The sequence below is a fragment of the Roseococcus microcysteis genome (genome assembly GCF_014764365.1).
GTDB lineage: Bacteria > Pseudomonadota > Alphaproteobacteria > Acetobacterales > Acetobacteraceae > Roseococcus > Roseococcus microcysteis.
The window spans coordinates 3,908,812-3,932,513 of the sequence record NZ_CP061718.1; the positions used below are offsets into that span (position 1 = coordinate 3,908,812).

The 23,702-nt window shown below is 70.9% G+C and carries 21 protein-coding genes, 1 tRNA gene and 3 pseudogenes; 13 read left to right on the forward strand and 12 right to left on the reverse strand.

The window, feature by feature from the left end:
* Positions 1-23: 23 nt before the first annotated feature.
* On the reverse strand, positions 24-467 hold the full coding sequence (locus tag ICW72_RS18955) for a GNAT family N-acetyltransferase (protein ID WP_223880689.1): 444 nt from the start codon (positions 465-467) through the stop codon (positions 24-26).
* 103 nt (positions 468-570) lie between these two features.
* On the opposite strand from ICW72_RS18955, the gene ICW72_RS21155 reads away from it, so the two are divergent.
* On the forward strand, positions 571-1,635 hold the full coding sequence (locus tag ICW72_RS21155) for a methyl-accepting chemotaxis protein (protein ID WP_332308948.1): 1,065 nt from the start codon (positions 571-573) through the stop codon (positions 1,633-1,635).
* A gap of 6 nt (positions 1,636-1,641) precedes the next feature.
* Here ICW72_RS21155 and ICW72_RS18965 read toward each other — a convergent pair whose 3' ends face one another.
* Genes ICW72_RS18965 through ruvX form a run of 3 tightly spaced genes read right to left on the reverse strand, consistent with a single transcriptional unit; the run spans position 1,642 to position 4,561 of the window.
* A complete protein-coding gene (locus tag ICW72_RS18965; RefSeq protein ID WP_191084090.1) occupies positions 1,642-2,595 on the reverse strand; it encodes an aspartate carbamoyltransferase catalytic subunit in 954 nt (317 codons plus the stop codon).
* Positions 2,596-2,641: 46 nt separating this feature from the next.
* Positions 2,642-4,027, reverse strand: a complete 1,386-nt coding sequence (locus ICW72_RS18970; RefSeq protein WP_191084091.1) for a hypothetical protein — start codon at positions 4,025-4,027, stop codon at positions 2,642-2,644.
* A 60-nt stretch (positions 4,028-4,087) separates the two neighbouring features.
* On the reverse strand, positions 4,088-4,561 hold the full coding sequence (gene ruvX, locus ICW72_RS18975; protein ID WP_191084092.1) for a Holliday junction resolvase RuvX: 474 nt from the start codon (positions 4,559-4,561) through the stop codon (positions 4,088-4,090).
* A 45-nt stretch (positions 4,562-4,606) separates the two neighbouring features.
* Here ruvX and gatC point away from each other — a divergent pair, with 45 nt between their 5' ends.
* Genes gatC through gatB form a run of 3 tightly spaced genes read left to right on the forward strand, consistent with a single transcriptional unit; the run spans position 4,607 to position 7,820 of the window.
* Positions 4,607-4,900, forward strand: a complete 294-nt coding sequence (gene gatC, locus ICW72_RS18980) for an Asp-tRNA(Asn)/Glu-tRNA(Gln) amidotransferase subunit GatC (RefSeq protein WP_191084093.1) — start codon at positions 4,607-4,609, stop codon at positions 4,898-4,900.
* Positions 4,900-6,375: an Asp-tRNA(Asn)/Glu-tRNA(Gln) amidotransferase subunit GatA gene (gatA, locus tag ICW72_RS18985; RefSeq protein ID WP_223880996.1), complete on the forward strand. Its 1,476-nt coding sequence runs from the start codon at positions 4,900-4,902 to the stop codon at positions 6,373-6,375. The genes gatC and gatA overlap by 1 nt, the downstream gene beginning before the upstream one ends.
* Positions 6,372-7,820 carry an Asp-tRNA(Asn)/Glu-tRNA(Gln) amidotransferase subunit GatB gene (gene gatB, locus ICW72_RS18990; RefSeq protein ID WP_191084095.1) on the forward strand — a complete coding sequence of 483 codons (1,449 nt, stop codon included), beginning with the start codon at positions 6,372-6,374 and terminating at the stop codon, positions 7,818-7,820. The genes gatA and gatB overlap by 4 nt, the downstream gene beginning before the upstream one ends.
* Here the strand turns inward: gatB and ICW72_RS18995 are convergent.
* Both ICW72_RS18995 and ICW72_RS19000 read right to left on the reverse strand, forming a co-directional pair.
* The gene (locus ICW72_RS18995) at positions 7,817-8,296 is read right to left on the reverse strand and encodes a VOC family protein (protein ID WP_191084096.1); all 480 of its coding nucleotides are present in this window, start codon (positions 8,294-8,296) and stop codon (positions 7,817-7,819) included. The two genes, gatB and ICW72_RS18995, sit on opposite strands and share 4 nt — an antisense overlap.
* A 37-nt stretch (positions 8,297-8,333) precedes the next feature.
* Positions 8,334-9,242, reverse strand: coding sequence for a DMT family transporter (locus ICW72_RS19000; protein ID WP_191084097.1), 909 nt, complete (start codon positions 9,240-9,242; stop codon positions 8,334-8,336).
* Positions 9,243-9,325: 83 nt separating this feature from the next.
* On the opposite strand from ICW72_RS19000, the gene ICW72_RS19005 reads away from it, so the two are divergent.
* Complete coding sequence (locus ICW72_RS19005; RefSeq protein WP_191084098.1) at positions 9,326-10,045, forward strand: M48 family metallopeptidase; 720 nt, start codon at positions 9,326-9,328, stop codon at positions 10,043-10,045.
* 60 nt (positions 10,046-10,105) lie between these two features.
* On the opposite strand, the gene rpoH is transcribed toward ICW72_RS19005, so the two are convergent.
* Both rpoH and ICW72_RS19015 read right to left on the reverse strand, forming a co-directional pair.
* Positions 10,106-10,987: an RNA polymerase sigma factor RpoH gene (gene rpoH / locus ICW72_RS19010; protein ID WP_191084099.1), complete on the reverse strand. Its 882-nt coding sequence runs from the start codon at positions 10,985-10,987 to the stop codon at positions 10,106-10,108.
* A 250-nt stretch (positions 10,988-11,237) separates the two neighbouring features.
* Positions 11,238-12,221, reverse strand: a complete 984-nt coding sequence (locus ICW72_RS19015) for an RluA family pseudouridine synthase (protein WP_191084100.1) — start codon at positions 12,219-12,221, stop codon at positions 11,238-11,240.
* On the opposite strand from ICW72_RS19015, the gene ICW72_RS19020 reads away from it, so the two are divergent.
* From ICW72_RS19020 to ICW72_RS19035, 4 genes are all read left to right on the forward strand, one after another.
* Positions 12,221-12,499: a DUF6476 family protein gene (locus ICW72_RS19020; protein WP_191084101.1), complete on the forward strand. Its 279-nt coding sequence runs from the start codon at positions 12,221-12,223 to the stop codon at positions 12,497-12,499. The two genes, ICW72_RS19015 and ICW72_RS19020, sit on opposite strands and share 1 nt — an antisense overlap.
* Complete coding sequence (locus ICW72_RS19025) at positions 12,496-12,669, forward strand: DUF2256 domain-containing protein (RefSeq protein ID WP_191084102.1); 174 nt, start codon at positions 12,496-12,498, stop codon at positions 12,667-12,669. Before ICW72_RS19020 ends, ICW72_RS19025 begins: the two co-directional genes overlap by 4 nt.
* Before the next feature lie 21 nt (positions 12,670-12,690).
* Positions 12,691-12,766, forward strand: a tRNA-Glu gene (locus ICW72_RS19030).
* Positions 12,767-12,841: 75 nt separating this feature from the next.
* The gene (locus ICW72_RS19035; RefSeq protein ID WP_191084103.1) at positions 12,842-14,008 is read left to right on the forward strand and encodes an acyl-CoA dehydrogenase family protein; all 1,167 of its coding nucleotides are present in this window, start codon (positions 12,842-12,844) and stop codon (positions 14,006-14,008) included.
* A 6-nt stretch (positions 14,009-14,014) separates the two neighbouring features.
* Here the strand turns inward: ICW72_RS19035 and prpB are convergent, their stop codons facing one another.
* From prpB to ICW72_RS19055, 4 genes and pseudogenes are all read right to left on the reverse strand, one after another.
* A complete protein-coding gene (prpB, locus tag ICW72_RS19040) occupies positions 14,015-14,920 on the reverse strand; it encodes a methylisocitrate lyase (RefSeq protein ID WP_191084104.1) in 906 nt (301 codons plus the stop codon).
* Positions 14,917-16,352 (reverse strand): annotated as a pseudogene (locus tag ICW72_RS19045) (tripartite tricarboxylate transporter permease). Before ICW72_RS19045 ends, prpB begins: the two are co-directional and overlap by 4 nt.
* Before the next feature lie 65 nt (positions 16,353-16,417).
* Positions 16,418-16,867, reverse strand: coding sequence for a tripartite tricarboxylate transporter TctB family protein (locus ICW72_RS19050; RefSeq protein ID WP_191084105.1), 450 nt, complete (start codon positions 16,865-16,867; stop codon positions 16,418-16,420).
* 5 nt (positions 16,868-16,872) lie between these two features.
* Positions 16,873-17,859 carry a tripartite tricarboxylate transporter substrate binding protein gene (locus ICW72_RS19055; RefSeq protein WP_191084106.1) on the reverse strand — a complete coding sequence of 329 codons (987 nt, stop codon included), beginning with the start codon at positions 17,857-17,859 and terminating at the stop codon, positions 16,873-16,875.
* A gap of 172 nt (positions 17,860-18,031) precedes the next feature.
* On the opposite strand from ICW72_RS19055, the gene ICW72_RS19060 reads away from it, so the two are divergent.
* From ICW72_RS19060 to ICW72_RS19075, 4 genes and pseudogenes are all read left to right on the forward strand, one after another.
* Positions 18,032-18,739: a GntR family transcriptional regulator gene (locus tag ICW72_RS19060; protein ID WP_223880692.1), complete on the forward strand. Its 708-nt coding sequence runs from the start codon at positions 18,032-18,034 to the stop codon at positions 18,737-18,739.
* Positions 18,736-19,602, forward strand: a complete 867-nt coding sequence (locus ICW72_RS19065; RefSeq protein ID WP_191084108.1) for an isocitrate lyase/PEP mutase family protein — start codon at positions 18,736-18,738, stop codon at positions 19,600-19,602. Before ICW72_RS19060 ends, ICW72_RS19065 begins: the two co-directional genes overlap by 4 nt.
* Before the next feature lie 20 nt (positions 19,603-19,622).
* Positions 19,623-22,279, forward strand: a pseudogene (gene acnA / locus ICW72_RS19070) (aconitate hydratase AcnA).
* A 26-nt stretch (positions 22,280-22,305) separates the two neighbouring features.
* Positions 22,306-23,447 (forward strand): annotated as a pseudogene (locus tag ICW72_RS19075) (PrpF domain-containing protein).
* The last annotated feature ends 255 nt before the right edge of the window (positions 23,448-23,702 follow it).

Sequence of the window (23,702 nt, forward strand, 5' to 3'; positions counted from 1 at the left end):
ATAGACGGGCGTCCACGCCTGCGTCAGAGGGCCTTGGCCATGAACACCCGGTCGAAGCCATCCTGCATGGCGCGGTGGGTCTCGGCATAGCCAAGCCGGGTGTAGAGGGCGATGTTCTCCACCATCCGCGCATGGGTGTAGAGCCAGATGCGCCCATGGCCGCGGCGCCGGGCCTCCTGTTCCGCGAACGCCATCAGCCTCCGGCCGACGCCCTGGCCCGGCGCGGCGGCGGCGATGTTGTCGAGCAGCATCCCCTCCGCCGTGTCCTCCAGCACCAGCAGGCCCAGGATCGCACCCGCTTCCTCCATCACCCAGGCCTGGCCGGCGGCGACCCGGGCGGCGTAGTCATCACCCATCGGGCCAGGTTCCCGCCCCAGGCGTGGCACGTAATGGGCATAGGCGGCACGCACCAGCGCGGCCAGGGCCGGGGCTTCATGGGGAAGGGCGGGGCGAATGTGGCGGGTCACGGCGCCAGGATAGGATGGCGTGGCGGGGGTTGGGAGCAGGGAAAGCTTAAGCATTGTGACGCCATGGAGACGAACGCGAACTGGAGCGTTCTCAATGACATCCATGCCCCTGTCCACGGTCGCGGCGCCCGCCGCCGAGACGACCGCGCCCGAACGTGTCCTGGCCCTCACCGACAGCGCCGCCCAGGTGGCCGCGGGCAAGGTGCGCGCGATCCACGCCATCACCCGCCAGACGCGCGTGCTCGCGCTCAACGCCACCATCGAGGCGGCCCGCGCGGGCGAACTCGGCCGTGGCTTCGCCGTGGTGGCGGGGGAGGTGAAGAACGTGGCGGGCGAGGTCGCGCGGCTCGCCACCGAGATGGAGTCCGAACTGACCTCGGCCTTCGGCGATCTCCGCGCGGTGGGCGAGCGCATGGTGAGCGAGGTGCGCGGGCAGCGGCTGGTGGACCTGGCGCTGAACGCCATCGAGATCATGGACCGCAACCTCTATGAGCGCAGCTGCGACGTGCGCTGGTGGGCCACCGATTCGGCCATGGTCGAGGCGGCGTCCGACCCTTCCGGACCTCGCCGCGCCCATGCGGCGAAGCGGCTGGGCGTCATCCTCTCGGCCTACACCGTCTATCTGGACCTGTGGCTGGCCGATGCCCAGGGGCGCGTGATCGCCCATGGGCGGCCTGACCGCTTTCCCGGCGTGGTGGGCCTCGATGTCTCGCACGAGCCCTGGTTCCAGGAGGCGCGGGCCACCCGCAGCGGCGATGACTTCGCGGTGGCCGACATCACCCCCTGCGCGGCCCTGGGCGGCGCGCCCGTGGCCACCTATGCGGCGGCCGTGCGCGAGGGGGGCGAGGCGAAGGGCAAGGTGCTGGGCGTGCTCGGCATCCATTTCGACTGGGCGCCCCAGGCCGCCTCCGTGCTGCGCGGCGTGCGCCTGCAACCACATGAGTCGGCCACCACCCGCGCGCTGCTGGTGGACCGGCACGGGCGGGTGCTGGCGGCTTCGGACGGGCAGGGGGTGCTGGCGGAGACCATCCCCATCCCGCCCCAGGCCGGCGCCTCGGGCGTGTTCGAGGCGGGCCGGCATCTCTTCGCCCATCATGCGACGCCGGGCTACGAGACCTATCGCGGCCTGGGCTGGCGCGGGGTGCTGGTGCAGCCCCTGGCGCGGTGAGGCGGCTCAGGCGTTGCGACGCAGGGCGCGCGCCAGCACGTCCAGTACCGCCATCCGCACGGCCACCCCCATCTCCACCTGCTCGCCGATCACGCTGCGCGCGGCGTCGTCGGCCACCGCGCTGTCGATCTCGACGCCGCGGTTCATGGGGCCGGGGTGCATGACGATGGCATCGGGCTTGGCATGGGCCAGCTTGGCGGCGTCCAGCCCATAGAAGCGGAAGAATTCGCGCGGGGAGGGGACCAGGCCGGAATTCATCCGCTCGCGCTGCAGGCGCAGCATCATCACCACATCGGCGCCGTCCAGGCCGCTGCGCATGTCGTGATGGACCTCGACGCCCAGCCGCGCGCATTCGGACGGCATCAGGGTGGGCGGCCCCACCACCCGCACCCGCGCCCCCATGGCCAGCAGCAAATGGATGTTGGAGCGCGCCACGCGGCTGTGCAGCACATCGCCGCAGATGGCGACGATGAGGTTCTCCAGCCGCCCCTTCCGCCTGCGGATGGTCAGCGCGTCCAGCAGCGCCTGGGTCGGGTGTTCGTGCGTGCCGTCGCCGGCATTGATGACGGCCGCATCCACCTTCTGCGCCAGCAGGGCCGGCGCGCCGGACTGCGCGTGTCGGATCACCAGGAGGTCCGTGTGCATGGCGTTCAGGGTGGCGGCGGTGTCGAGCAGCGTCTCGCCCTTGTTCACGCTGCTGGTCGAGACGGACATGTTCACGATGTCAGCCCCCAGCCGCTTGCCGGCCAGCTCGAAGCTGGTGCGGGTGCGGGTGCTGTCCTCGAAGAAGAGGTTGATGAGGGTGCGGCCCTTCAGGAGGTCCCGCTGGGTCTTTCCCTGGCGGTTCAGCAGGGCGTAGCTCTCGGCCAAATCGAGCAGGGCCGAGATGTGTGGCGGCTCCAGCCCCTCGATGGCGAGCAGGTGGCCGGAGGGGAGGATGGGATAGGAGAAACCGCTCATGGCCGAGCGGTTTACCCCTTCGCCACGAGGAGGGCCATGGGTCCCCTTACCGCACCGTCAGCGTCACCACCGCGCTCTGGCCGCCCTGGTCGGTGATGAGGAAGCTGGCCGAAGCGCCGGCCTGGGCGCCTGTGTTGCGCAGCGTGAACTGGCCGGGGCTGAATTCCGGCTCGGCGCGCAGCTGCGCCGCGCCGCTGCCGGTCGCGGAAATCCGATAGGGGGCCCGCCCGCCCGCCACTGCCAGCACGGTGGTGGCCGTGTTGGGCGCGATGGTGGGGGTGGTGCCGGGCGTCACGGTCAGGCCGCGGCCTTCCACCTGCTGGAAGGCGCAGGCGCGCACCTGCGCCAGGCCCTGTTGCGGCGCCTGGGCCAGCGCGTCCGCCAGCTTGCCGGCCGCCTCCGCCGTGGCGTCCGCCCTCGCGCGCAGCCGGTCGATCATGCCGGCGGCCGTCCGCTCGGGGGGCGTTTGCTCGGTCGCTGGCTGTCCCGTCCTGTCGGGTGGGGGCGAGGCGGTCCGGGAGGCGTTGCGCAGCGCCGCCGTCGAATCGGCCACGCCATCGAGCGACGCGCCGCCGGCCTGCCGCGCCAGGTTCATGATGGCGTCGAGATTGGGCGTCGCCCGCTGCACCTCGGAGTTCACCTGGATGACGATGGCCAGCGTGCGGTCATAGACCGCATTGGCAATGAGTGGCCCGGCCAGCGATTGCCCGCCAAGCCCCGAAAGCCCGGCGCGCGCCGATACCAGAACCTCATCCGCCTGCTTGATGGCATACTCCAAGGCCGGGTCGGGGGCCGTGCTCGCCTCCAGCTGGCGGCGTGCGCCTTCCAGCTCCGCCGCAAGATATCTCAGCGCCGCTTCGAGCGCGGTCCGCTGCGGCTCCGGCACCCTCAAGGGCGTGATGTGCGCGGAGAGCGCACGCGTCTCAACGCAGCTGAGGGCGGCGACGCCGGCATTGTAGACGTCCCGCATGGCGACCGGCGCGAAGCCATAGCCTGTGACATAGCTCGTGCCCGTCGCCAGGCCCGCGCCGAGCACCAGGTCCGGCCGCGCCCCGAAGGCCGCCGCGCCGATCGCGGTCAGGGTCCCTGCCGCGACGCCCACCCGCGCCGCGCCGTCGAGCTGCACCAGCTGGCGTTCCCGCTCGCTCATCCGCCGGCGCCGGTCGCGCAGGAAGGCCAGGGCCTCGTCCAGCTGGAGCGCGGTGTTCCGCTCGCCTCCCACGGCATAGGTGCGCCCATGGCCGGGAGGGCAGCGGAGCACATGGTCCCGCCAGTCGGCTTCCTGTGTGGGTGCCCCCGGGGTGGGACTTCTGGTTGTTCTTGTCGAGGGGTTGCAATAGCCCTCCTCCGGCCCCAGCGGCAGGATCGGATCCACCACCGCGCAAGCGGAGAGCAGGCCGGCGAGGCAAGCCGTGGTGATCGCGTGTCGCATATCCAGATCGTCCGGTCCGTTTCGGGATCGCAGGATTACGCAAGCGATCAGGAATGACAATCAGGTGTTGAGGGCTCGCGTCGCGTCCAGCGCCCCCTGGAGCGTATAGGCCGCCGCCGCCGCATCCACCGCGGCCGCGCGCTTCTTCCGCGTCAGGTCGGCCTCCTGGATCATGGCGCGGTTCACGGCGGCACTCGACAGCCGCTCATCCCAGAGTGCCACGGGCAGGCCTGTGGCGTCGGACAGCGCCATGGCCCAGTCCCGCGCCGCCTGGGCGGCGGGGCCGAGGCTGCCATCCATCGAGAGCGGCAGGCCCACCACCAGCCCGCCCGCGCCCTCGCGCCGGGCGATGGCCATGATCTCGGCCGCTACCGCCGTCAGCTTGCCCCGCTTCACGCTGCCATAGGGCGAGGCCAGCATGAGCGACACGTCCGTCAGCGCCACGCCGATGATGCGCGCCCCGGGGTCGAGCCCGATCAGCCTTTGCCCGCGCGGCAGGGCGGCCCGCAAATCCGTCATGTTGAACACGGCCATGCCGGGGCTTATGGTCCGCCGCCCTTGTGGATGGAAGTGGAAGACATGTCGCTCGATGCCGCGACGGTGCGTCGCGTCGCCAATTTGGCCCGGCTGCGCCTGGAAGAGACCGAAGTGGAGAAGCTCCAGGCGGAGCTGAACGGCATTCTCGGCTGGATCGAGCAATTGCAGCAGGTGGACACGGACGGCGTGGAGCCCATGGCCGGCGGCGCGCCCGTCGAGGTGAAGCTGCCCTGGCGGGAGGATGCCGTGACCGACGGCGCCCAGGCCGAGAAGGTCCTGGCCAATGCCCCCGACCGCGAGGGCGAGTATTTCGGCGTGCCGAAGGTGGTGGAATGATGCGCCCGACCGATTTGACCCTGGCCGAGGGCCTGGAAGCGCTGGACAAGCGCGAGATCAGCGCCGTGGAACTCACCCAGTCATTCCTGGATGCGATCGAGCGGCTGAACCCGCGCCTGAACGCCTATATCACCGTGACGGGCGAGGCCGCGCTGGCCGATGCCGCCGCCTCCGACGCCCGCCGCGCCAAGGGCGAGGCGCGGGCGCTGGACGGCATCCCGCTCGGCATCAAGGATCTGTTCTGCACCGAGGGCACGCGCACCACGGCGGGCTCGAACATCCTGGGCGGCTTCGTGCCGCCCTATGAGAGCACGGTCAGCGCCAACCTCAAGCGCGATGGCGCGGTGTTCCTGGGCAAGCTGAACCTGGACGAGTTCGCCATGGGCTCCTCCAACCAGACCAGCGCCTTCGGGCCGGTGGAAAACCCCTGGTCGCGCGCCAATGACCCGGAGAAGCGGCTGGTGCCGGGCGGCTCTTCCGGCGGCTCGGCGGCGGCGGTGGCGGCGCGGCTGGCCATGGGGGCGACGGCGACGGACACGGGCGGCTCCATCCGCCAGCCCGCGGCCTTCTGCGGCATCGCGGGGATCAAGCCCACCTATGGGCGGTGTTCGCGCTGGGGGATCGTGGCCTTCGCGTCCAGCCTGGACCAGGCGGGTCCGGTGGCGCGGACCGTCGAGGACAATGCCATCCTGCTGCGTTCCATGGCCGGGCATGACCCGAAGGACAGCACCAGCGCCAACCTGCCCGTGCCAGACTTCCAGGCGGCCGTGGGGCGCGGGGTGAAGGGGCTGCGCATCGGCGTGCCGGCGGAATACCGGCTGGACGGGCTGGCGCCCGAGATTGCCGCACTATGGGACCAGGGGCTGGACTGGCTGCGGGCGGAGGGCGCGGAGATCGTCCCCATCTCGCTGCCGCACGCGCAATATGCGCTGCCCACCTATTATGTGGTGGCGCCGGCCGAGGCGTCCTCCAACCTCGCGCGCTATGACGGGGTGCGCTTCGGGCTGCGCGAGAACGGGTCGGACCTGAAGGACCTCTATGAGCGCACGCGTGCGCGCGGTTTTGGCGCCGAGGTGCGCCGGCGCATCATGATCGGCACCTATGTGCTGAGCGCGGGCTATTACGACGCCTATTACCTGAAGGCGCAGAAGGTCCGCGCCCTGATCCGGCGCGACTTTGAACTGGCCTGGGGAAAGGTGGACGCCATCGTCACCCCCGCCACGCCGTCCGCCGCTTTCGCCATGGACGAGAAGCAGGATGACCCCGTGACGATGTACCTGAACGACGTCTTCACCGTGACGGCGAATCTGGCGGGGCTACCAGGCCTGGCCGTGCCGGCAGGGCTGGACGGGCAGGGGCTGCCGCTCGGCCTGCAGGTGATCGGGCGGGCCTTTGACGAGGAAACGGTGTTTGCCGTGGGCGGCGCCATCGAGCGCGCCGCGGGCTTCACCGCCAAGCCGGGGATGATGGCATGAGCTACACCATTGAAGGCGAAACCGGCCCCTGGGAGGTCGTGATCGGCCTCGAAGTCCATGCCCAGGTGACGTCCCACGCCAAGCTGTTCAGCGGTGCGGCCACGGCCTTCGGCGCCGAGCCCAACAGCCAGGTCAGCTTTGTGGATGCGGGCTTTCCGGGCATGCTGCCCGTGATCAACGAGGCCTGCATCGCCCAGGCGGTGCGGACGGGGCTCGGCCTGAACGCCGAGATCCATCTCTGGTCCCGCTTCGACCGGAAGAACTACTTCTACGCGGACCTGCCGCAGGGCTACCAGATCAGCCAGTACGCCCATCCCATCGTGGGCAAGGGCGAGGTCGAGGTGACGCTGGCCGACGGTTCCACCAAGACCATCGGCATCACCCGCCTGCATCTGGAACAGGATGCGGGCAAGTCGCTGCACGACCAGCACCCGACCAAGTCCTTCATCGATCTGAACCGTTCGGGCGTGGCGTTGATGGAGATTGTCTCCGAGCCCGACATGCGCTCGCCCGAGGAAGCCGGCGCCTATCTCGCCAAGCTGCGGCAGATCATGCGCTACCTCGGCACCTGTGACGGCAACATGGATGAGGGCTCCATGCGCGCCGACGTGAACGTCTCCGTCCGCAAGGCCGGCGAGGGGTTCCGCACGCGCTGCGAGGTGAAGAACGTCAACTCCATCCGCTTCGTCATGCAGGCCGTGGAGGCCGAGGCGCGGCGGCAGATCGAGGTGTGGGAATCCGGCGGCACGGTCGAGCAGGAAACCCGCCTCTTCGACACGGCGCGCGGCGTCACCCGCTCCATGCGCTCCAAGGAGGATGCGCATGACTACCGCTATTTCCCCGACCCGGACCTGCCGCCTTTGGTGCTGGAGCAGTCCTGGGTGGAGCAGCTCAAGGCCAGCCTGCCCGAACTGCCCGACCAGCGCCGCGCGCGCTACGTCGCCATGGGCCTCTCGCCCTATGACGCCCATGTGCTGACCATCGAGCGCGAGACGGCCACCTTCTTCGAGACGGTGGCCAAGGGCCGCGACGCCAAGGTCGCCGCAAACTGGGTGACGGGCGATTTCTTCGCCGCCCTGAACCGCCTCAAGCGCGACATCAGCGACCCGCCGGTGACGGCCGAACACCTGGGCGAGCTGCTGGACCTGCTGGCGGACAAGACGCTCTCCGGCGCGCTGGCCAAGCAGGTCTTCGAGGCGATGATCGAGACGGGCCAGGCCCCCAGCGTGATCGTGGAGGAACGCGGCCTGCGCCAGGTGACGGACACCGGCGCCATCGAGGCCGCGGTGGACGCCATCATGGCGGCGAACGCGGACAAGGTGGCGGAATACCGCAGCGGCAAGGAGAAGCTGTTCGGCTTCTTCGTGGGCCAGACCATGAAGGCCATGGCGGGGAAGGGAAATCCGGCCCTGGTGAATGAGGTGCTGAAGAAGAAGCTGGCCTAGCCGGCTTCGGCCAGCAGCCCCTCCACATCCAGCCGGCGGGTGAACATGGTCATCCGCCCGTCGGCATCCTGGGGCCATTCCTCGCGCGGGCGGTCGCGGTACAGCTCGACCCCGTTGCCGTCCGGGTCGCGAAGATAGAGCGCCTCGCTCACCCCATGGTCCGAGGCGCCTTCCAGCCGCACGCCCGCCGCCAGCACCCGCCGCAGCGCCGCCGCCAGCGAAGCCCGATCGGGGTAGAGCAGCGCCACGTGGTACAGGCCGGTATGCCCGGCGGGCGGCGGCGTTCCGCCCGCGCTCTCCCAGGTGTTGAGCGCGATATGGTGGTGATACCCGCCAGCCGAGAGAAAGGCGGCACCCGGCCGTTCCAGCATCACCTCCAGGCCCAGCACGTCGCGCCAGAAGCCCAGCGCGCGTGGCAGGTCGGCAACCTTGAGGTGGACATGCCCGATGCGGGCCTGGGGATGGATCCTGTTCATGCCCCCCAACATGGCGCCGCGCGGGCCCGCGCGCCAATCACCGTCGCGGATGAGGCTTATTCGCCATCCGCTTTCCGGGGCGCGTCACCAGCCATAGCCCCGCGAAGATCAGCCCCACCGCCGGCAGGGCCAGCCAGCCCATGCGCTCGCCGAAGATGATGGCCCCCCAGACCACCCCCGCGATGGTGACGATGTAGCCCACTTGGCTCGTGACCACGGCGCCCGCCGCCGCGATCACGCGGAAATAGGCCAGGTAGGCGATGGCGGTCAGCACGGCCTGCAGCGGCAGCAGCGCCTCGGCCCGCCAATCCGCGGTCAGCGGCGGGTGGAACTGCCCCAGCGCCAGCGCGAAGAAAGCCAGGCAGAAGGCCGCCCCGTAGAGCGACCCCGCCGCGACCGCCAGCGGCCCGGTGCCGCGCGGCGCGAACTGCACCGCCACCAGCCCCGACACCGCGTAGCAGACCGGGGTGAGAGCGGCGACCAGCGCCCAGCCGATCAGCGAGGCCGCAGGCAGCGCCGCCCCCGGCGCCATGGCCAGCGCCACCCCCGCGAAGCCCAGCGCGGTGCCGGCGACGCGACGCGCCGTCAGGCGCTCCTGCCCGATGGCCGCGGCCCCCACCACGGTCAGCATGGGGGCCAGCGGGATCAGCAGTGCGAAGAAGCCGGCCGGGATGTGCTGCAGCGCGTGGAAGCCGAAGACATTGGCCAGGGCGAAGCCCGACCCGCCCGCCGCGAGGTAGTAAAGAAGATGCGCCCGGTCGCGCGGGATGGCCTGCCCCCGCGCCCGGCAGAGCAGGGTCAGCGCGAGGGCCGACCCCACGGCCGTCCAGAAGGCGAAGCCCATGGCCGAGATGCCGAGCCCCATGCCCACCTTGGCGATGGCGGGCGTCAGCCCCCAGATGGCCCCGGTCAGCAGCAGCAGGGGCAGGATGGGCGTTCGGGTCATGCCCGCGCAGAGGCCCCCGGCGCGCGCCCCTGTCAACTCAACGCCCAGGCGGCGAGATATAAGCGGCGGGGTATAAGCACGGCATGGAGTGGCCCGAATCGGAAACCATTGCCCTGCGGCCCGACCCGCTGCTGCCCGAGGCCCCATGCCCGGTGCGCTGGCGGCGTTCGGCCCGGGCGCGGCGCGTCTCGCTGCGCATCTCCCCCGCCGAGGGCGCGGTGGTGGTGACCCTGCCCATGAAGGTGGGCCGCCGCCATGGCCTCGCCTTGCTGACGGAACATGCGGGCTGGGTGCTGCAGCGCGTGGCGGCCCTGGCGCCGGAGCGCAAGCTGATGCCCGGCGGCATGGTGCCCATCGGCGGCGTGGAGCACCTCATCCGCCACGACCCCGCGCGCCGCGGGGCGGCGCTGCTGGAAGAGGGCGTGCTGGTGGTCTCGGGCCAGGTGGAGTTCGTGGGCCGCCGCGTGCGCGACTTCCTGCGGGCCGAGGCGCTGCGTCGCATCACGCAGGCCGCGCGCCCGCATGCCGCGGCCCTGGGCGTGACCCCGCGCGCCATCCGCCTGAAGGACACGAAAAGCCGCTGGGGCAGCTGCGCGCCGGACCGGACGCTGGCCTTCTCCTGGCGCCTGGTCATGGCGCCGCATTGGGTGCTGGATTACGTGGTGGCGCATGAGGTGGCGCATCTGCGGGAGATGAACCACTCCGCCCGCTTCTGGGCGCTGGTGGAATCAAGAACCCCGCACCGCGCCGCCGCGAGCGAATGGCTGCGGCGGAACGGGGCGGGGCTGTTGCGGGTGGGTTAGTGTCTGATCGCCTTCGGTGGAATCACCGAAGGCGTGAATCAGCCGCTCAGCAGAAGGCGGTCAGCCCACCGTCAGCCGCCGCTCCGTGATCTGCTGCTTCATGGACTTCTGCAGCTTCTCGAAGGCGCGCACCTCGATCTGGCGCACGCGCTCGCGGCTGATGTTGTACTGCTGGGACAGCTCCTCCAGCGTGGTCGGTTCATCCTTCAGGCGACGCTCGATCAGGATGTGGCGCTCACGCTCGTTCAGGGTGCGCAGCGCGCCGTTCAGCAGGTCCTTGCGGTTGGACATGTCCTGCCGGTCGGCGAGTTCCTCCTCCTGGCTCTCGCTGTCATCCACCAGCCAGTCCTGCCACTCGCCCTCGCTGTCGGCGCGGACGGGGGCGTTCAGGCTGTTGTCGGGCGAGGCAAGGCGGCGGTTCATGCTGACCACGTCCTGCTCGGGCACGGCAAGCGTCTTCGCGATCTTGGCCACGACCTCGGGCTGCAGGTCGCCATCCTCCAGCGCCCCGATCTGCCCCTTGAGGCGGCGGAGGTTGAAGAACAGCTTCTTCTGCGCGGCGGTGGTGCCCATCTTCACGAGGGACCAGCTGTGCAGGATGTATTCCTGGATGGCGGCGCGGATCCACCACATGGCGTAGGTGGCCAGGCGGAAGCCACGGTCCGGGTCGAACCGCTTCACCGCCTGCATCATGCCGACATTGCCCTCGCTGATGAGCTCGCCCACGGGCAGGCCGTAGCCGCGATAGCCCATGGCGATCTTGGCGACGAGGCGCAAATGCGAGGTGACAAGCTTGTGGGCCGCGGCCTCATCGGCCGCGTCGCGCCAGCGCTTGGCGAGGTTCAGCTCCTCCTCCGGGGCCAGCATCGGAAACTTCCGGATCTCCTGCAGGTAGCGGGAGAGGTTGCCTTCCGGGGCCATGGGGATGCTCAGTGACGCCATGTGGTCCGAACTCCTGACTGCGCCAGAACCCGCCCCGTGACGGCGACGGGCACCTGGCCGTTCATGGCAACGGCGTCCGGGCCCCTTCGGTTGCATCCGCCCCGGTCACGGAGGGGGCGGTGTCAGCGAACCGAAGTCACGCGGCACCCGGCCGACGCTGTACATTACCGTTCGTTTAGTCTGGTCTCAACTGAAACGCAAGGATAACCAACCCCGGCACTCTGTCATCCCACCTAATTCCACGTGGCAGCTATGGCGAGAGCGCGGTGATGAGATCCTGCATGTCCTTCGGCGGATCAGCGCGGAAAGTTAGCACATCCTTTGTAACCGGATGATGAAATTCGAGGCTGGCCGCGTGCAGGGCCTGGCGGGGGAAGGCCAGCAGCGCCTGGCGTGCCGCCTCGGGCAGGGCGCGACTCGCGGCCGGGATGCGGCGCAGATAGACCGGGTCCCCCACCAGCGGGTGGCCAATATGCGCCAGGTGGACCCTGATCTGATGGGTCCGCCCGGTGGCGAGCTTGCAGCGCAGCAGGCTGACGCCGCCGTGGAACACGCGCTCGGTCCGGTAGCGGGTGAGCGCCGCCTTGCCGGATTTGGCACCCCCGCGCCCCACCACCGCCATGCGTTTGCGGTCGAGCTGGTGGCGGCCGATGGCGGCCTCCACCTCGCCCGCGGCCGGGCTGGGCACGCCCCAGACCAGGGCCAGATACTCCCGGTCCAGGTCGCGCGCGGCGAAGGCTTCGGACAGGGCGCGGTGGGCGCGCTCGCTCTTGGCCACGACCATGACGCCGGAGGTGTCCTTGTCCAGCCGGTGGACGATGCCCGGCCGCTTCTCGCCGCCGATCCCTTCCAGCTCCTCCCCCGCATGGCCGAGCAGCGCGTTGACCAGCGTGCCGTCCAGGTTGCCTGGTGCGGGGTGGACGACCAGCCCGGCCGGCTTGTCCAGCACGATCAGGTGCGAATCCTCGAACAGGATGTCGAGCGGGATGTCCTGCGCCACGGGCCGAGCGGGCAGGGGGGGCGGCGGGGTGAGGGTGTAGAGCACGCCCGGCCGGATGGGCCGCGCGGGATCGGTGAAGACCTGGCCGCCCTCCCGCGCCTGGCCTTCCTCGATCAGCGCCTTGACGCGCGAGCGCGAGAGCGTGCCTATCCGCGCCGCGAGGAAGCGGTCGGCGCGTTCGCCGCGGTCGGGTTCGGCCGCGAGACATTCATGGGGTGCGGAGGGGTCGGCCAATGCGGGCGCTCAAATTCCTGGTGGTGGCGATGGGGGTGATGATCGTCGCCGGCACCGTGACGCTGGTCGCGCTGATCGTCCAGCGGGCGGGCGGGGCGGTGACCGGGGCATTGCCTCCCGCGACGCTGGACCTGCCGGCCGGCGCGCGCATCCTGTCGGTGAGCGGGGCGGGCGACCGCTTCGCCGTCCTGGTCGAGGGGCCGGCCGAAGACAGGCGCATCCTGCTGCTGGATGCGCGCAGTGGCCGCGTGGTGGGTGAGGTGCGCCCCCGCCCGTGACCCACCGCAAACCCCATCTGCCTGAGAAGCCCTGCGCCGCTTGCGGCCGGCCCTTCGCCTGGCGGAAGAAGTGGGCGCGGGTGTGGGACGAGGTCCGGTATTGCTCCGATGCGTGCCGCGAGGGGCGCCATGCAAAGGCCCGGCTTGCCCAACCGCGCCGGGGGGGCTAAGAGCGGCGCATCCAAGGCATGGTCCCCTTCGTCTAGAGGCCTAGGACACCGCCCTCTCACGGCGGCAACACGGGTTCGAATCCCGTAGGGGACGCCACCTCAACGCATTGATTTCGAGGCGTTGACACCCCCCGGCACTTCTGGCTCGCTTCGCCCAAATCGGGGGCGCTCCATGGCATTCGAACTGACGGCCGAGCAGGCCGAGATCCGCGCGCAGGTTCTCAAGCTCTGCGCCGCTTTCGGCGACGACTACTGGCTCCGCAAGGAGAGCGAGGCGAGCTTCCCCCATGAATTCCACGCCGCCATCGCCAAGGGTGGCTGGCTCGGCATCGCCATGCCGGAGGAATATGGCGGCGGCGGCCTCGGCATCAGCGAGGCCGCGGTGATGATGCAGGCGGTGGCCGAAAGCGGTGCCTGCATGTCCGGCGCCTCCGCCATCCACATGAACATCTTTGGCCTCAACCCCGTCGTGGTCTTCGGCAATGAGGAGCAGAAGCGCCGCGCCCTGCCGCCGTTGATCGCGGGCGAGGACAAGCCCTGCTTCGCCGTCACCGAACCCGATGTCGGCCTCAACACCACCGAGCTCAAGACGCGCGCCGAACGCCAGGGCGACCGCTACATCGTGCGCGGCCAGAAGATGTGGATCAGCACCGCGCAGGTGGCCAACAAGATGCTGCTGCTGGCGCGCACCACCCCGCTCGACCAGGTGCGGCGCAAGACGGAGGGCCTGTCCCTCTTCTACACCGACCTCGACCGCGCGCGCGTCGAGGTGCGCCTCATCGAGAAGATGGGCCGCCACGCGGTGGATTCGAACATGCTCTTCTTCGACGGGCTGGAGGTGCCGGAGGCGGACCGCATCGGCGAGGAAGGCAAGGGTTTCCACTACATCCTGCACGGCATGAACCCCGAGCGCATCCTGATCGCGGCCGAGGCGGTGGGCATCGGCCGCGCGGCCCTGGGCAAGGCGACCCGGTATGCGAAGGACCGCCGCGTCTTCGGCCGCGCCATCGGGCAGAACCAGGGCATCCAGCACCCGCTGGCGCGCTGCTGGGCGCATCTGGAGGCGGCGGAACTCATGGTGATGAAGGCGGCCGCCCTCTATGATGCGGGGCGTGAGTGCGGGGCGGAATCCAACGCCGCGAAATACCTGGCCGCCGAGGCCGGCTTCTCCGCCGCCGAGACCGCGGTGATGACCCATGGCGGCATGGGCTATGCCCAGGAATACCATGTGGAGCGCTATCTGCGCGAAAGCCTGATCCCGCGCATCGCCCCCGTCAGCCGCGAACTCATCCTGAGCCACATCGCCGAGCGCGTGCTGGGCCTGCCCAAATCCTATTGAGAAGCCCTATTCCAGCCCCGGCAGCCGGCTCGCCACCAGCGATCCGTCCAGCGCCTCATGCTCGGAATAGCCCAGCACCTCGTAGAGCTGCGCGCGCGTCTGCAGCCGCGGCAGCATGGCGGCGATGGAGCCGTCACGCGCCAGCGTCGCATAGACCTCCGTCAGCGTGGCGGCTTCGGCGCGGAAGGCCGTGGCGGGCCAGATCACGATCCGAAAGCCCCAGGCCTCGAACTGGTCGGCGGTGAACATCGGCGTGCGGCCGAACTCCGTCATGTTGGCCAGCAGCGGCACGTCGAGCGCGGCGGCGAAGCGGCGGAAATCCTCCTCCCGCGCCAGGGCCTCGGGGAAGATCGCATCGGCCCCCGCGCGGACATAGAGCTGCGCGCGCGCGATGGCGGCCTCGATCCCCTCCTGCGCCACGGCGTCGGTGCGCGCCATGATGCGGAGGTGCCGGCGGGCGCGGCGGGCGGCGGCGATGCGCTCGGCCATCTCCTCGGGCGCGCAGAGCTTCTTGTCATTCAGGTGGCCGCATTTCTTGGGCTGGTGCTGGTCCTCGATCTGCACGGCGCCCGCGCCCGCCGCCTCCAGCTCCCGCACCGTGCGCATCACGTTGAGCGGCGGGCCGAAACCCGTATCGGCGTCCACCAGCACGGGCAGGCCCGTGGCGCGCACCGTGGCGCGGGTGAAGAAGCAGAGTTCCTCCAGCGACACCAGGCCGAGATCGGGCAGGCCCAGCAGCGAGGAGGTGGCGCCGCCCGAGATGTACAGCGCCTCGAACCCCGCCCGCTTGGCCAGGATGCCGCCCATGGGGTGCGGCGCGCCGGGCATGCGCAGGATGCCGGGCCGCGCCCAGAGTTCGGCCATGCGCAGCCCCGCGGGCGTCTCGGGCTCCGGCCCCAGCAGCCAGGTCATGCGGCGGCCTTCCGGCGGGCACGCCGCCGCGCCAGCAGCGGCGGCAGCACGATGGACAGCACCAGCAGCGCGGCCAGCACCAGCGTGATGGGCCGGTCCAGCACCATGGAGATGTCCCCGCCCGTAATCTGGTAGCTGCGGAGCAACTCGCCCTCGGTCATGCGGCCCAGCAGCAGGCCGATGACGGCGGCGGGGATGGAATAATCGTAGCGCTTGAACAGCCAGCCGATGCCGGCAAACACCAGCAGCGTGTAGGGCCCCTGCATGTCGCCCGTCAGGCCGAAGCTGCCGAAGGCCGCCAGCACGAAGACGCAGGGCACCAGAAGTGCCAACCGCACGCGCACGATCAGCGTCAGCGCCTGCAACAGCACCAGCCCCACCCCAGCAGCAGCACCGCCTGCGCGATGTTGGCGAGAATAATAGTGTAGACGAGGTCCGCGTTGTCGGTCAGGAAGCGCGGCCCGCCGGTCACGTTGTGCATGGCGAAGGCGGCCAGCAGCACCGCCGTGCCGCCACCCCCCGGAAGGCCCAGCGCGAAGAGGCTGACCATGGACCCGCCCTCGGAACTGCTGTTGGCGGATTCCGCCGCCACCACGCCCGTCGGGTTCCCGGTGCCGAAGCTCTCGGGCTCGGGGTCGCGCCGGCGCGCATCGGCATAGGAGACGAGGTTCGACACCGAGGAACCGATGCCCGGCACCGCGCCCACCACCACGCCCAGGATGGAGCCGCGCAGCAGCGTCACGGGCCGGCGCAGCGCCATGCCCATGCCCGCCAGCACGCGCGAGACCCGCACCGTGCGCTGCCCGCTGTCCTGCACCAGGTAGCCGCGCTGCGACATGGCAAAGAGTTCGGAGGCCGCGAACATGCCGATCATGGCCGGCACCACCGCGATGCCGTCGATCAGGAAATCCACGCCCATGGTGCCGCGCAGCACCCCGTTGGAACTCATCCCCACCGTGCCCAGCAGCAGGCCGAAGACGCCGGCCAGGATGCCGCGCGCCATCTGGGACCCGCGCAGGGAGGCGATGAGCGTCAGCCCCCACAGCGCCACCATGAACATCTCGGTGGGGCCCATGGCCAGCACCAGGCCCGAAAGCGGCTTGATGAGCACCAGCAGCACGACATAGCCGATGGCCGTGCCGATGCACGAGGCCGCGAGCGCGATGCCCAGCGCCTCGCCGTGCTGGCCGTTGCGCGCCATGGGGAAGCCGTCGAAGGCGGTGGCGACGGCGGAGGAGGTCCCCGGGATGTTCATCATGATGGCCGAGACGCCGCCGCCGAACATGCCGCCGGTGAAGATGGCCGTCAGGAAGAACATGGCCGAGGTGAAGTCCATGAACAGCGTCGTTGGCAGGAAGACGGCCATGGCCATGCTGGTCTGCAACCCCGGCACGCAGCCGAAGACGAGGCCGATGGCCAGCCCCGGAATCATCAGCAGCCACGGGTTATAGGAGGCGAAGAGCAGCCCGAAGGCGCCCGAGAGGGCGGCGAGGTCTATCACAGCAGCAGCGTCGGAATGGGGTAGGGCACCAGGGCCCGGAAGGAGAGCGTGGCCAGCACGGCGAAGACCGCGGGCACCACCAGAAGCTGCACGGGCCGGCGCTCGCCCTCCACCAGAAGGGCGGCGGCGACGAAGACCGCGCTGCCGACATCGAAGCCCACGACCGGCAAGGTGATGATGTAGAGGGCGAAGAGCCCCATCAGCGCCGGCGCGCGCCCCAGCGGCGCGTCATCCCCCCGCGCCGCCCGCCCGCGCAGGATGCCGATGGCGATCAGCGCGCAGAGCCCGAGCGCCAGCAGCGCGGCGGGCAGGATCAGGATGAGGTTGTCAGTGGTGGGCGAGGCCTGGATGGCGTCATGCAGATAAAGGCCCACCACGCCCGCGATGAGCACGACCAGGGCCAGATGGCCCCAGTCCAGCCCTCGGCGCCCCGCTCCCTCCGCCATGGCGTTCAGCGCCCCACATCCTTGTAGCGCTCGATGATCTCGAAGGTCTGGCGCATGATCTGCGTGGTGCGCTCCGGCCCCACCCAATCGGCGCCGATGCGGTTGGTGCGGAAATGCGCCTGGGCCTCGGGCTTGGCCAGCGCGGCCTCGTAGGCGCTGACGAGCTTCTGCCAGCGGTCGGGGTGGCTGGTGCGGAAGCTGGCGCGCGTGGCGAGGCCGCGGATGGAGCCGGAGAGGATGGGCACCTCCACGTTCAACGGGCGCAGCGCCTCGTTCACCGTGGGCACGTCCTCCCAGCCCTCCACGCGGCGGTCATGGATGACGGCGAGCGGCCGCACCAGTTCGCGGATGCCGGCGCTGCCGTCACCGCCCAGGATGGTGAAGTCCACCTGTCCGCCCGCCGCCGCCGCGCGCGCCGCCGCCCCGCTGTCATAGGTGACGATGCGCAGGTTGCGCGCCGGGATCTGCAGGGCATCGAGCAGGATGTAGACATTGAGCTGCCCGCCCGAGGAGGGCACCACGCTGACGCTGTGCCGCCCCGGATTGTCGCGGATGGAGGCCATCAGCGCCGCCAGGCTGTCCACGCCGATGTCGCGCTTGGCGGCGATGAGTTCCCAGTCCGACCATTGCGCGTTCACGAAGGCGAAGTCGTCCAGCGTGTAGGGCGCGCGGGTGTGGATGATGCTGGTCTGCATGTAGGGCGACATGGCGGTGGCCAGCATGGTGTAGCCGTCATCGGGCTGGGTGCGCACGAAGGCCGCCGCCACCTGCCCGCCGGCACCCGGCCGGTTCACCACGGTGATGGGCTGGCCCAGCTCCGGCGCCAGGAACTGCGCGATGCCGCGGGCGGTGCGGTCCGCGCTGCCGCCGGGACCGAAGCCGCAGATGAAGGTGATGGGACGGACGGGCCAGGCGGCCTGCGCCTGGGCCGTCCCGGCAAGCGCCAGGCCGCCACCGGCGGCGAGAAGGTTGCGGCGGGGCAGCTGGACCATGGGGGCTCCCTTTCCCGGCGATCTATGTCGCCAGTTTGTTGACAATCCTGGCCTTCTCGGCGGCCAGGACATTTCTTGCGCCGGAAGGCTAACCGCCACGTGGAATTCCTGTCAAACCAGCCATTGTCCGTGGCTTGTTGACCTGGATGCGGGGCGCGCGAATACTGGGGGCGTGAAGCCTGCTGATGTCCCGCCTTTTCCTGAGCCGCCCATTCTGTCGACAAATGCCGATGGGGCGCCGCTTTCCGACCTTGCCTATCGCCACCTGGCGGAGGCCATCATCCGCGGCGACATCCCCCCCGGCGCCAAGCTGAGCGAGCCCGATCTCTCCCGCCGCCTCGGCATCAGCCGCGGCCCGCTGCGCGAGGCGGTGCGGCAATTGGAGGAACGCGGCCTGGTGCGCCGCCGCCCGCGCGCGGGGGTGACGGCGGTGCGGCTTTCGGCCGCGGAAATCCTCGACCTTTTCATCGCGCGGGAACCGCTGGAGGGCATGGCCGCGCGGCTCGCCGCCGAACGCGCGACACCGGCCGACATCGCCCGCCTGCGCGCCATCCTGCGCGAGGAGGAGGAGGATCCGCGCGGCACCAACCGGCGCTTCCATGCCGAGGTGGCGCGGCTTTCCGGCAGCGCGCGCATCCTGGCCATCCTGGAGAGCGACCTCTACCGCCTCATCCGCAACTGGAACCACGGCACGCGCATCGCGGCCGGGCGCGGCGCCCGCGCGGCCGAGGAACACCGCCGCATCACCGACGCCATTGCCGACCATGACGGCGAGCTGGCCGAACTGCTCACGCGCCGCCACATCGCGGCCGCGCGCGCCGTCATGCATGCGAGCCTGCTGGCCGGAAGGCCCCATGACACGAGGGAGGAAGAGGCATGACCGCATCACCCGGGGCGCGGCTGCGCGCCCGCCTGGCCCAGGGCCTGCCCACCGTGGCGCCGGGCGCCTATGACGGGCTTTCGGCAAGGCTGGTGGCGGAGGCCGGCTTCCCCGCCCTCTACGCCAGCGGCGGCGCCATCGCGCGCAGCCTGGGTGTGCCCGACCTCGGCCTGCTCGGCATGGAGCAGGTGGTGGAGCGCGTGGCCGCGATGTGCGACGCGGTGGACATCCCCGTCATCGCCGATGCCGATACCGGCTATGGCAATGCGCTGAACACCCAGCGCGCAATGCAGGCCTTCGAGCGCGCGGGCGTGGCGGCGATCCATCTCGAGGACCAGCAGTTTCCCAAGCGCTGCGGGCATTACGAGGACAAGTCGCTGGTCTCCATCGCCGAGATGGCGGGCAAGCTGCGCGCCGCCCGCGACGCGGCGCGCGACCCCGATTTCGTGCTGATCGCGCGCACCGATGCCATTGCCGTGGAGGGGCTGGACGGTGCCCTGGCGCGCGCCCACGCCTATCGCGAGGCGGGCGCGGACGTGATCTTCGTCGAGGCCCCGACCAGCCTGGAGCAGATCGAGCGCATCGCGCGCGAGGTGCCGGGCCCCAAGCTCATGAACATGTTCCATGGCGGCAAGACGCCCATCGTGCCGGCGGAGGAGCTGGCGCGCATGGGCTATGGCATCGTCATCATCCCCTCCGACCTGCAGCGCGCCGCCATCCACGCCATGCGCGCGACGCTCGCGGCCATCGCGCGGGACGGCACCAGCATGGCCATGGCCGAGCGCATGGTCTCCTTCACCGAACGCGAGCGCATCATCGGCACGCATCACTGGCTCGAGCGCGACGCGCGCTACGGCGCCTGAACAACACCGGGGAGAGAAACATGGCGGCGGAACGCGACAGCCTGGGCGCCAGGCGCGACATCCGGCTCGGCGAGCATGTGTGGCGGGTGATGAGCCTGGAGGCGGCCGAGGCCGCGGGGGCGGGCCCGCTCTCACGCCTGCCGCGCAGCCTCAAGGTGCTGGCGGAAAATGTGCTGCGGCACGAGGACGGGCTGGTCATCGGCGCGCCCCAGCTCGCGGCGCTGAAGACATGGGGCGAGGCGGGCGCGGTGGGGCAGGAGGTGCCCTACCACCCCACCCGCGTCGTGATGAACGACAGCGGCGGCCTGCCCGCCATGGCCGACCTCGCCGCGCTGCGCGACGCGGTGGTGCGCGCCGGCGGTGACCCCCGCCGCATCAACCCGCGCGTGCCGGCGGACATGGTGGTGGACCATTCCATCATGGTGGACCACGCCGGCAGCCCGGATGCGGCGCAGCGCAACCTCGACCTGGAATATGAACGCAACGCGGAGCGCTACCGCTTCCTGCGCTGGTGCCAGGGCGCGTTCGACAATTTCCGCGTGGTGCCGCCGGGCAACGGCATCCTGCACCAGGTGAACCTCGAAAGCTTCGCCCGCTGCGTCTGGACCGAGACGCGCGGCAACCAGCGCTGGGCCTTCCCGGAGACGCTGCTGGGCACCGACAGCCACACGCCCATGATCAACGCGATCGGCGTCTTCGGCTGGGGGTGGGCGGCATCGAGGCGGCGGCCGCCATCCTGGGCCAACCCATCGGCATCGTCCTGCCGCGCGTGGTGGGCTGCCGCCTCACGGGCGCGCTGCCCCGCGGCGTCACCGCGACCGACGCCGTGCTGATGGTGACGCAGAAGCTGCGCGCCGTGGGTGTGGTCGCGACCTATGTGGAGTTCTTCGGCCCCGGCCTTGCCGCGCTGAACGTCTTCGACCGGGCGACGCTCGCCAACATGGCGCCCGAATACGGCGCCACCATGGGCTTCTTCCCGGTGGACGCGCAGACCATTTCTTTCCTGGAGATGACCGGCCGCGGCGGCGACCATGCGCACCTGGTCGAGAGCTATTGCCGCATGCAGGGTCTCTGGCACGACGCGGCGGGCGTCCAGCCCGACTATGCCGAGGTGGTGGAGATTGACCTCTCCGAGGTCGAGCCCAGCGCCGCCGGCCCCCGCCGCCCGCAGGACCGCGTGGCGCTGCCCCGCATCCGCGACAGCTTCGAGGCGGCCTTCCCCCCGGCGCCGGAGGCCGCGGGCCGGCTCTCCGACGGCGCGGTGGTGATCGCGGCCATCACCTCCTGCACCAACACCTCCAACGCGCAGAACATGCTCGCGGCGGGGCTGCTGGCGCGCAAGGCGGTGGCGCGCGGCCTTACCGCGAAGCCATGGGTGAAGACCTCGCTTGCCCCCGGCTCGCGCGTGGTGGCGGATTACCTGGAGGCCACGGGGCTGCAGGCGCCGCTGGACGCGCTGGGCTTCCACCTGATCGGCTTCGGCTGCACCACCTGCATGGGCAATTCCGGCCCCCTGCCGCCCGAGACCGAGGCCGCCATCGAGGCCGGGCAGACCACCGCCGTCGCCGTGCTGTCCGGCAACCGCAACTTCGAAGGCCGCATCCACACCCAGGCGAAGGCGAACTACATCATGAGCCCGCCCCTGGTCGTGGCCCATGCGCTGGCCGGCACGGTGCGGATCGACATGACGCGCGAGGCGCTGGGCACCGACCGGGACGGCAAGCCCGTCTTCCTCGCCGATATCTGGCCGAGCCCCGAGGAGATCGCTCAGGCCGCCGCCGTGGCGCTGAACGCGCCCCGCTTCACCAATCGCTACGCCACCGTCTTCCAGGGCGATGCCCGCTGGGAGGCACTGCCCAGCCCCCAGGGCGACACCTTCCCCTGGGAGGGCGAGAGCCTCTACCTCAACGAACCGCCCTTCCTGCGCGAGGTCCCGCGCGAGGCGGCGGCCATCCCCGACATCACCGGTGCGCGGGCCCTGGCGCTGCTGGGGGATTCCATCACGACCGACCACATCTCGCCGGTGGGCATCATCACGCCCGGTTCGGCGGCGGGGCAGTATCTGATGTCGCTGGGCGTGCCGCCCGCCGAGTTCAACTCCTTCGCCGCGCGCCGCGTGAAGCACGAGGTGATGATCCGCGGCACCTTCGCCAACATCCGCATCCAGAACCGGCTGGCGGGCGGGCGCGCGGGCGGCTGGACGCGGCATGAACCCTCCGGCGAAATCCTGCCCGTCCATGAGGCCGCCGAACGCTATGCCGCCGAGGGCGTGCCGCTGGTGGTGGTGGCCGGCCAGGACTACGGCGCGGGCTCCTCGCGCGACTGGGCGGCCAAGGGCACGCTGCTGCTGGGGGTGCGCGCCGTGATCGCCAACGGCTTCGAGCGCATCCACCGCGCGAACCTGGTCTATATGGGCGTGCTGCCGCTGGAACTGCCCGCGGGGGTCACGGTGGAGACGCTGGGCCTGGACGGGACCGAGCGCTGGGACATCGCGGGCATCCACCCCGCGCCCGAGCCCGGCGCCGGCCTGCCCGCGCGCCTGCACCGGGCCGATGGGCGCGTGGAGGAACTGATCCTGCGCTGCCGCCTGGACACCCCCTTCGAGGCCGAATGCTTCCGCGCCGGCGGCATCCTGCCCCGCGTGCTGCGCGCCTCCCTGGTGCGGGAGGCCGCATGAGCCAGGATTTCCTCCGCGCCGTCTTCATGCGGGGCGGCTCCAGCAAGGGCGTCTTCTTCCACGCGGCCGACCTGCCGGCCGACCGCGCGGTGCTCGACCCCATCCTGCTGGCCGTGCTGGGCAGCCCCGACCCCTATGGGCGGCAGATCAACGGGATGGGGGCGGCATCTCCTCCCTGTCCAAGGCGGTGGTGATCGGCCCGCCCACGCACCCGGAAGCCGATGTGGACTACACCTTCGCCCAGGTGGCGGTGGACCGGCCGGAGGTGGATTGGTCGGCCAATTGCGGCAACCTCTCCTCGGCCGTCGGCCCCTTCGCGGTGGATGAGGGGCTGGTGCGCGTGGAGGACGGACCCGAGGCGCTGGTCCGCATCCACCAGGTCAACACGCGCCGCATCATCCATGCGCGCTTCCCGGTGCGGGGCGGCCGCGCGGTGACGCAGGGCGACTACGCCATCGCGGGCGTCTCGGGCACCGGTGCCAGGGTGCGGCTCGATTTCCTGAACCCCGGCGGCACGCGCGGAAGCGGCCTGCTGCCGAGCGGCGCGGCGCTGGACATGATCGAGGTGGAGGGCGCGCCCCCCGTCCGCGCCAGCCTGATTGACGCCGCCAGCCCCGCCATGTTCGTGCCGGCGGAGGATCTCGGCCTGACCGGCGCCGAGACGCCGGACGAGATCGAGGCGAAGCCCGGTTTGATGGCGCTGCTCGACCGGCTGCGGCGCGCGGGCGGGGTCCGGATGGGCCTCGCGGCCACGCCCGATGCCGTCCCCCTCGCCGCGCCCCGCATCGCGCTGCTCGCTTCGCCCGTGGCCGCGCGCGCGCTGGATGGCAGCACCATCGCGGCCGAGGCGCAGGACATCGCGGTGCGGATGCTCTCCATGGAGCGCGTGCACCGCGCCGTGCCGATGACGGGAGGGCTCGCACTCGGCATCGCCTGCCGCGTACCGGGCACGGTGGCGGCGCTGCTGGCCCGCCCGGGCACCTTGCAGGCGGAGGAGGTGCGGGTGGCCCACCCCTCGGGTCTCGTCAGCGTGGGGGCGGAACTGCGCGTCGGCGCCGATGGCGCGCCGCATGCCGAAAGCGCCGTGGTGTTCCGCACCGCGCGCCGGCTGATGCAGGGCGAGGTGGCGGTGCCGCGCGGCCTCATGCCTGGTCCCGCCATGCGGTGAGGCCGTGAGGCCTCGCCCCCCCATGAAGCCCCGGGGCCTTGGCGGACCCCGGACCCGGCGTCGCACCCGGCGGGCATGAACCCCGGCGTGCCGCGCTTGATCCAGCGCCGACTTCGCGCGAACGTGACGGCCAACAAGGAATTGTCGGCCGAGGCTTTCCTCGCCCCATCTGGCGTCTGATCGTCTGCGGCGGAATCGCCGGAGGCGTGAATCAGCCGCTCGGCAAAGCCTGGGGCGTGATCGGCGAATGGTGAT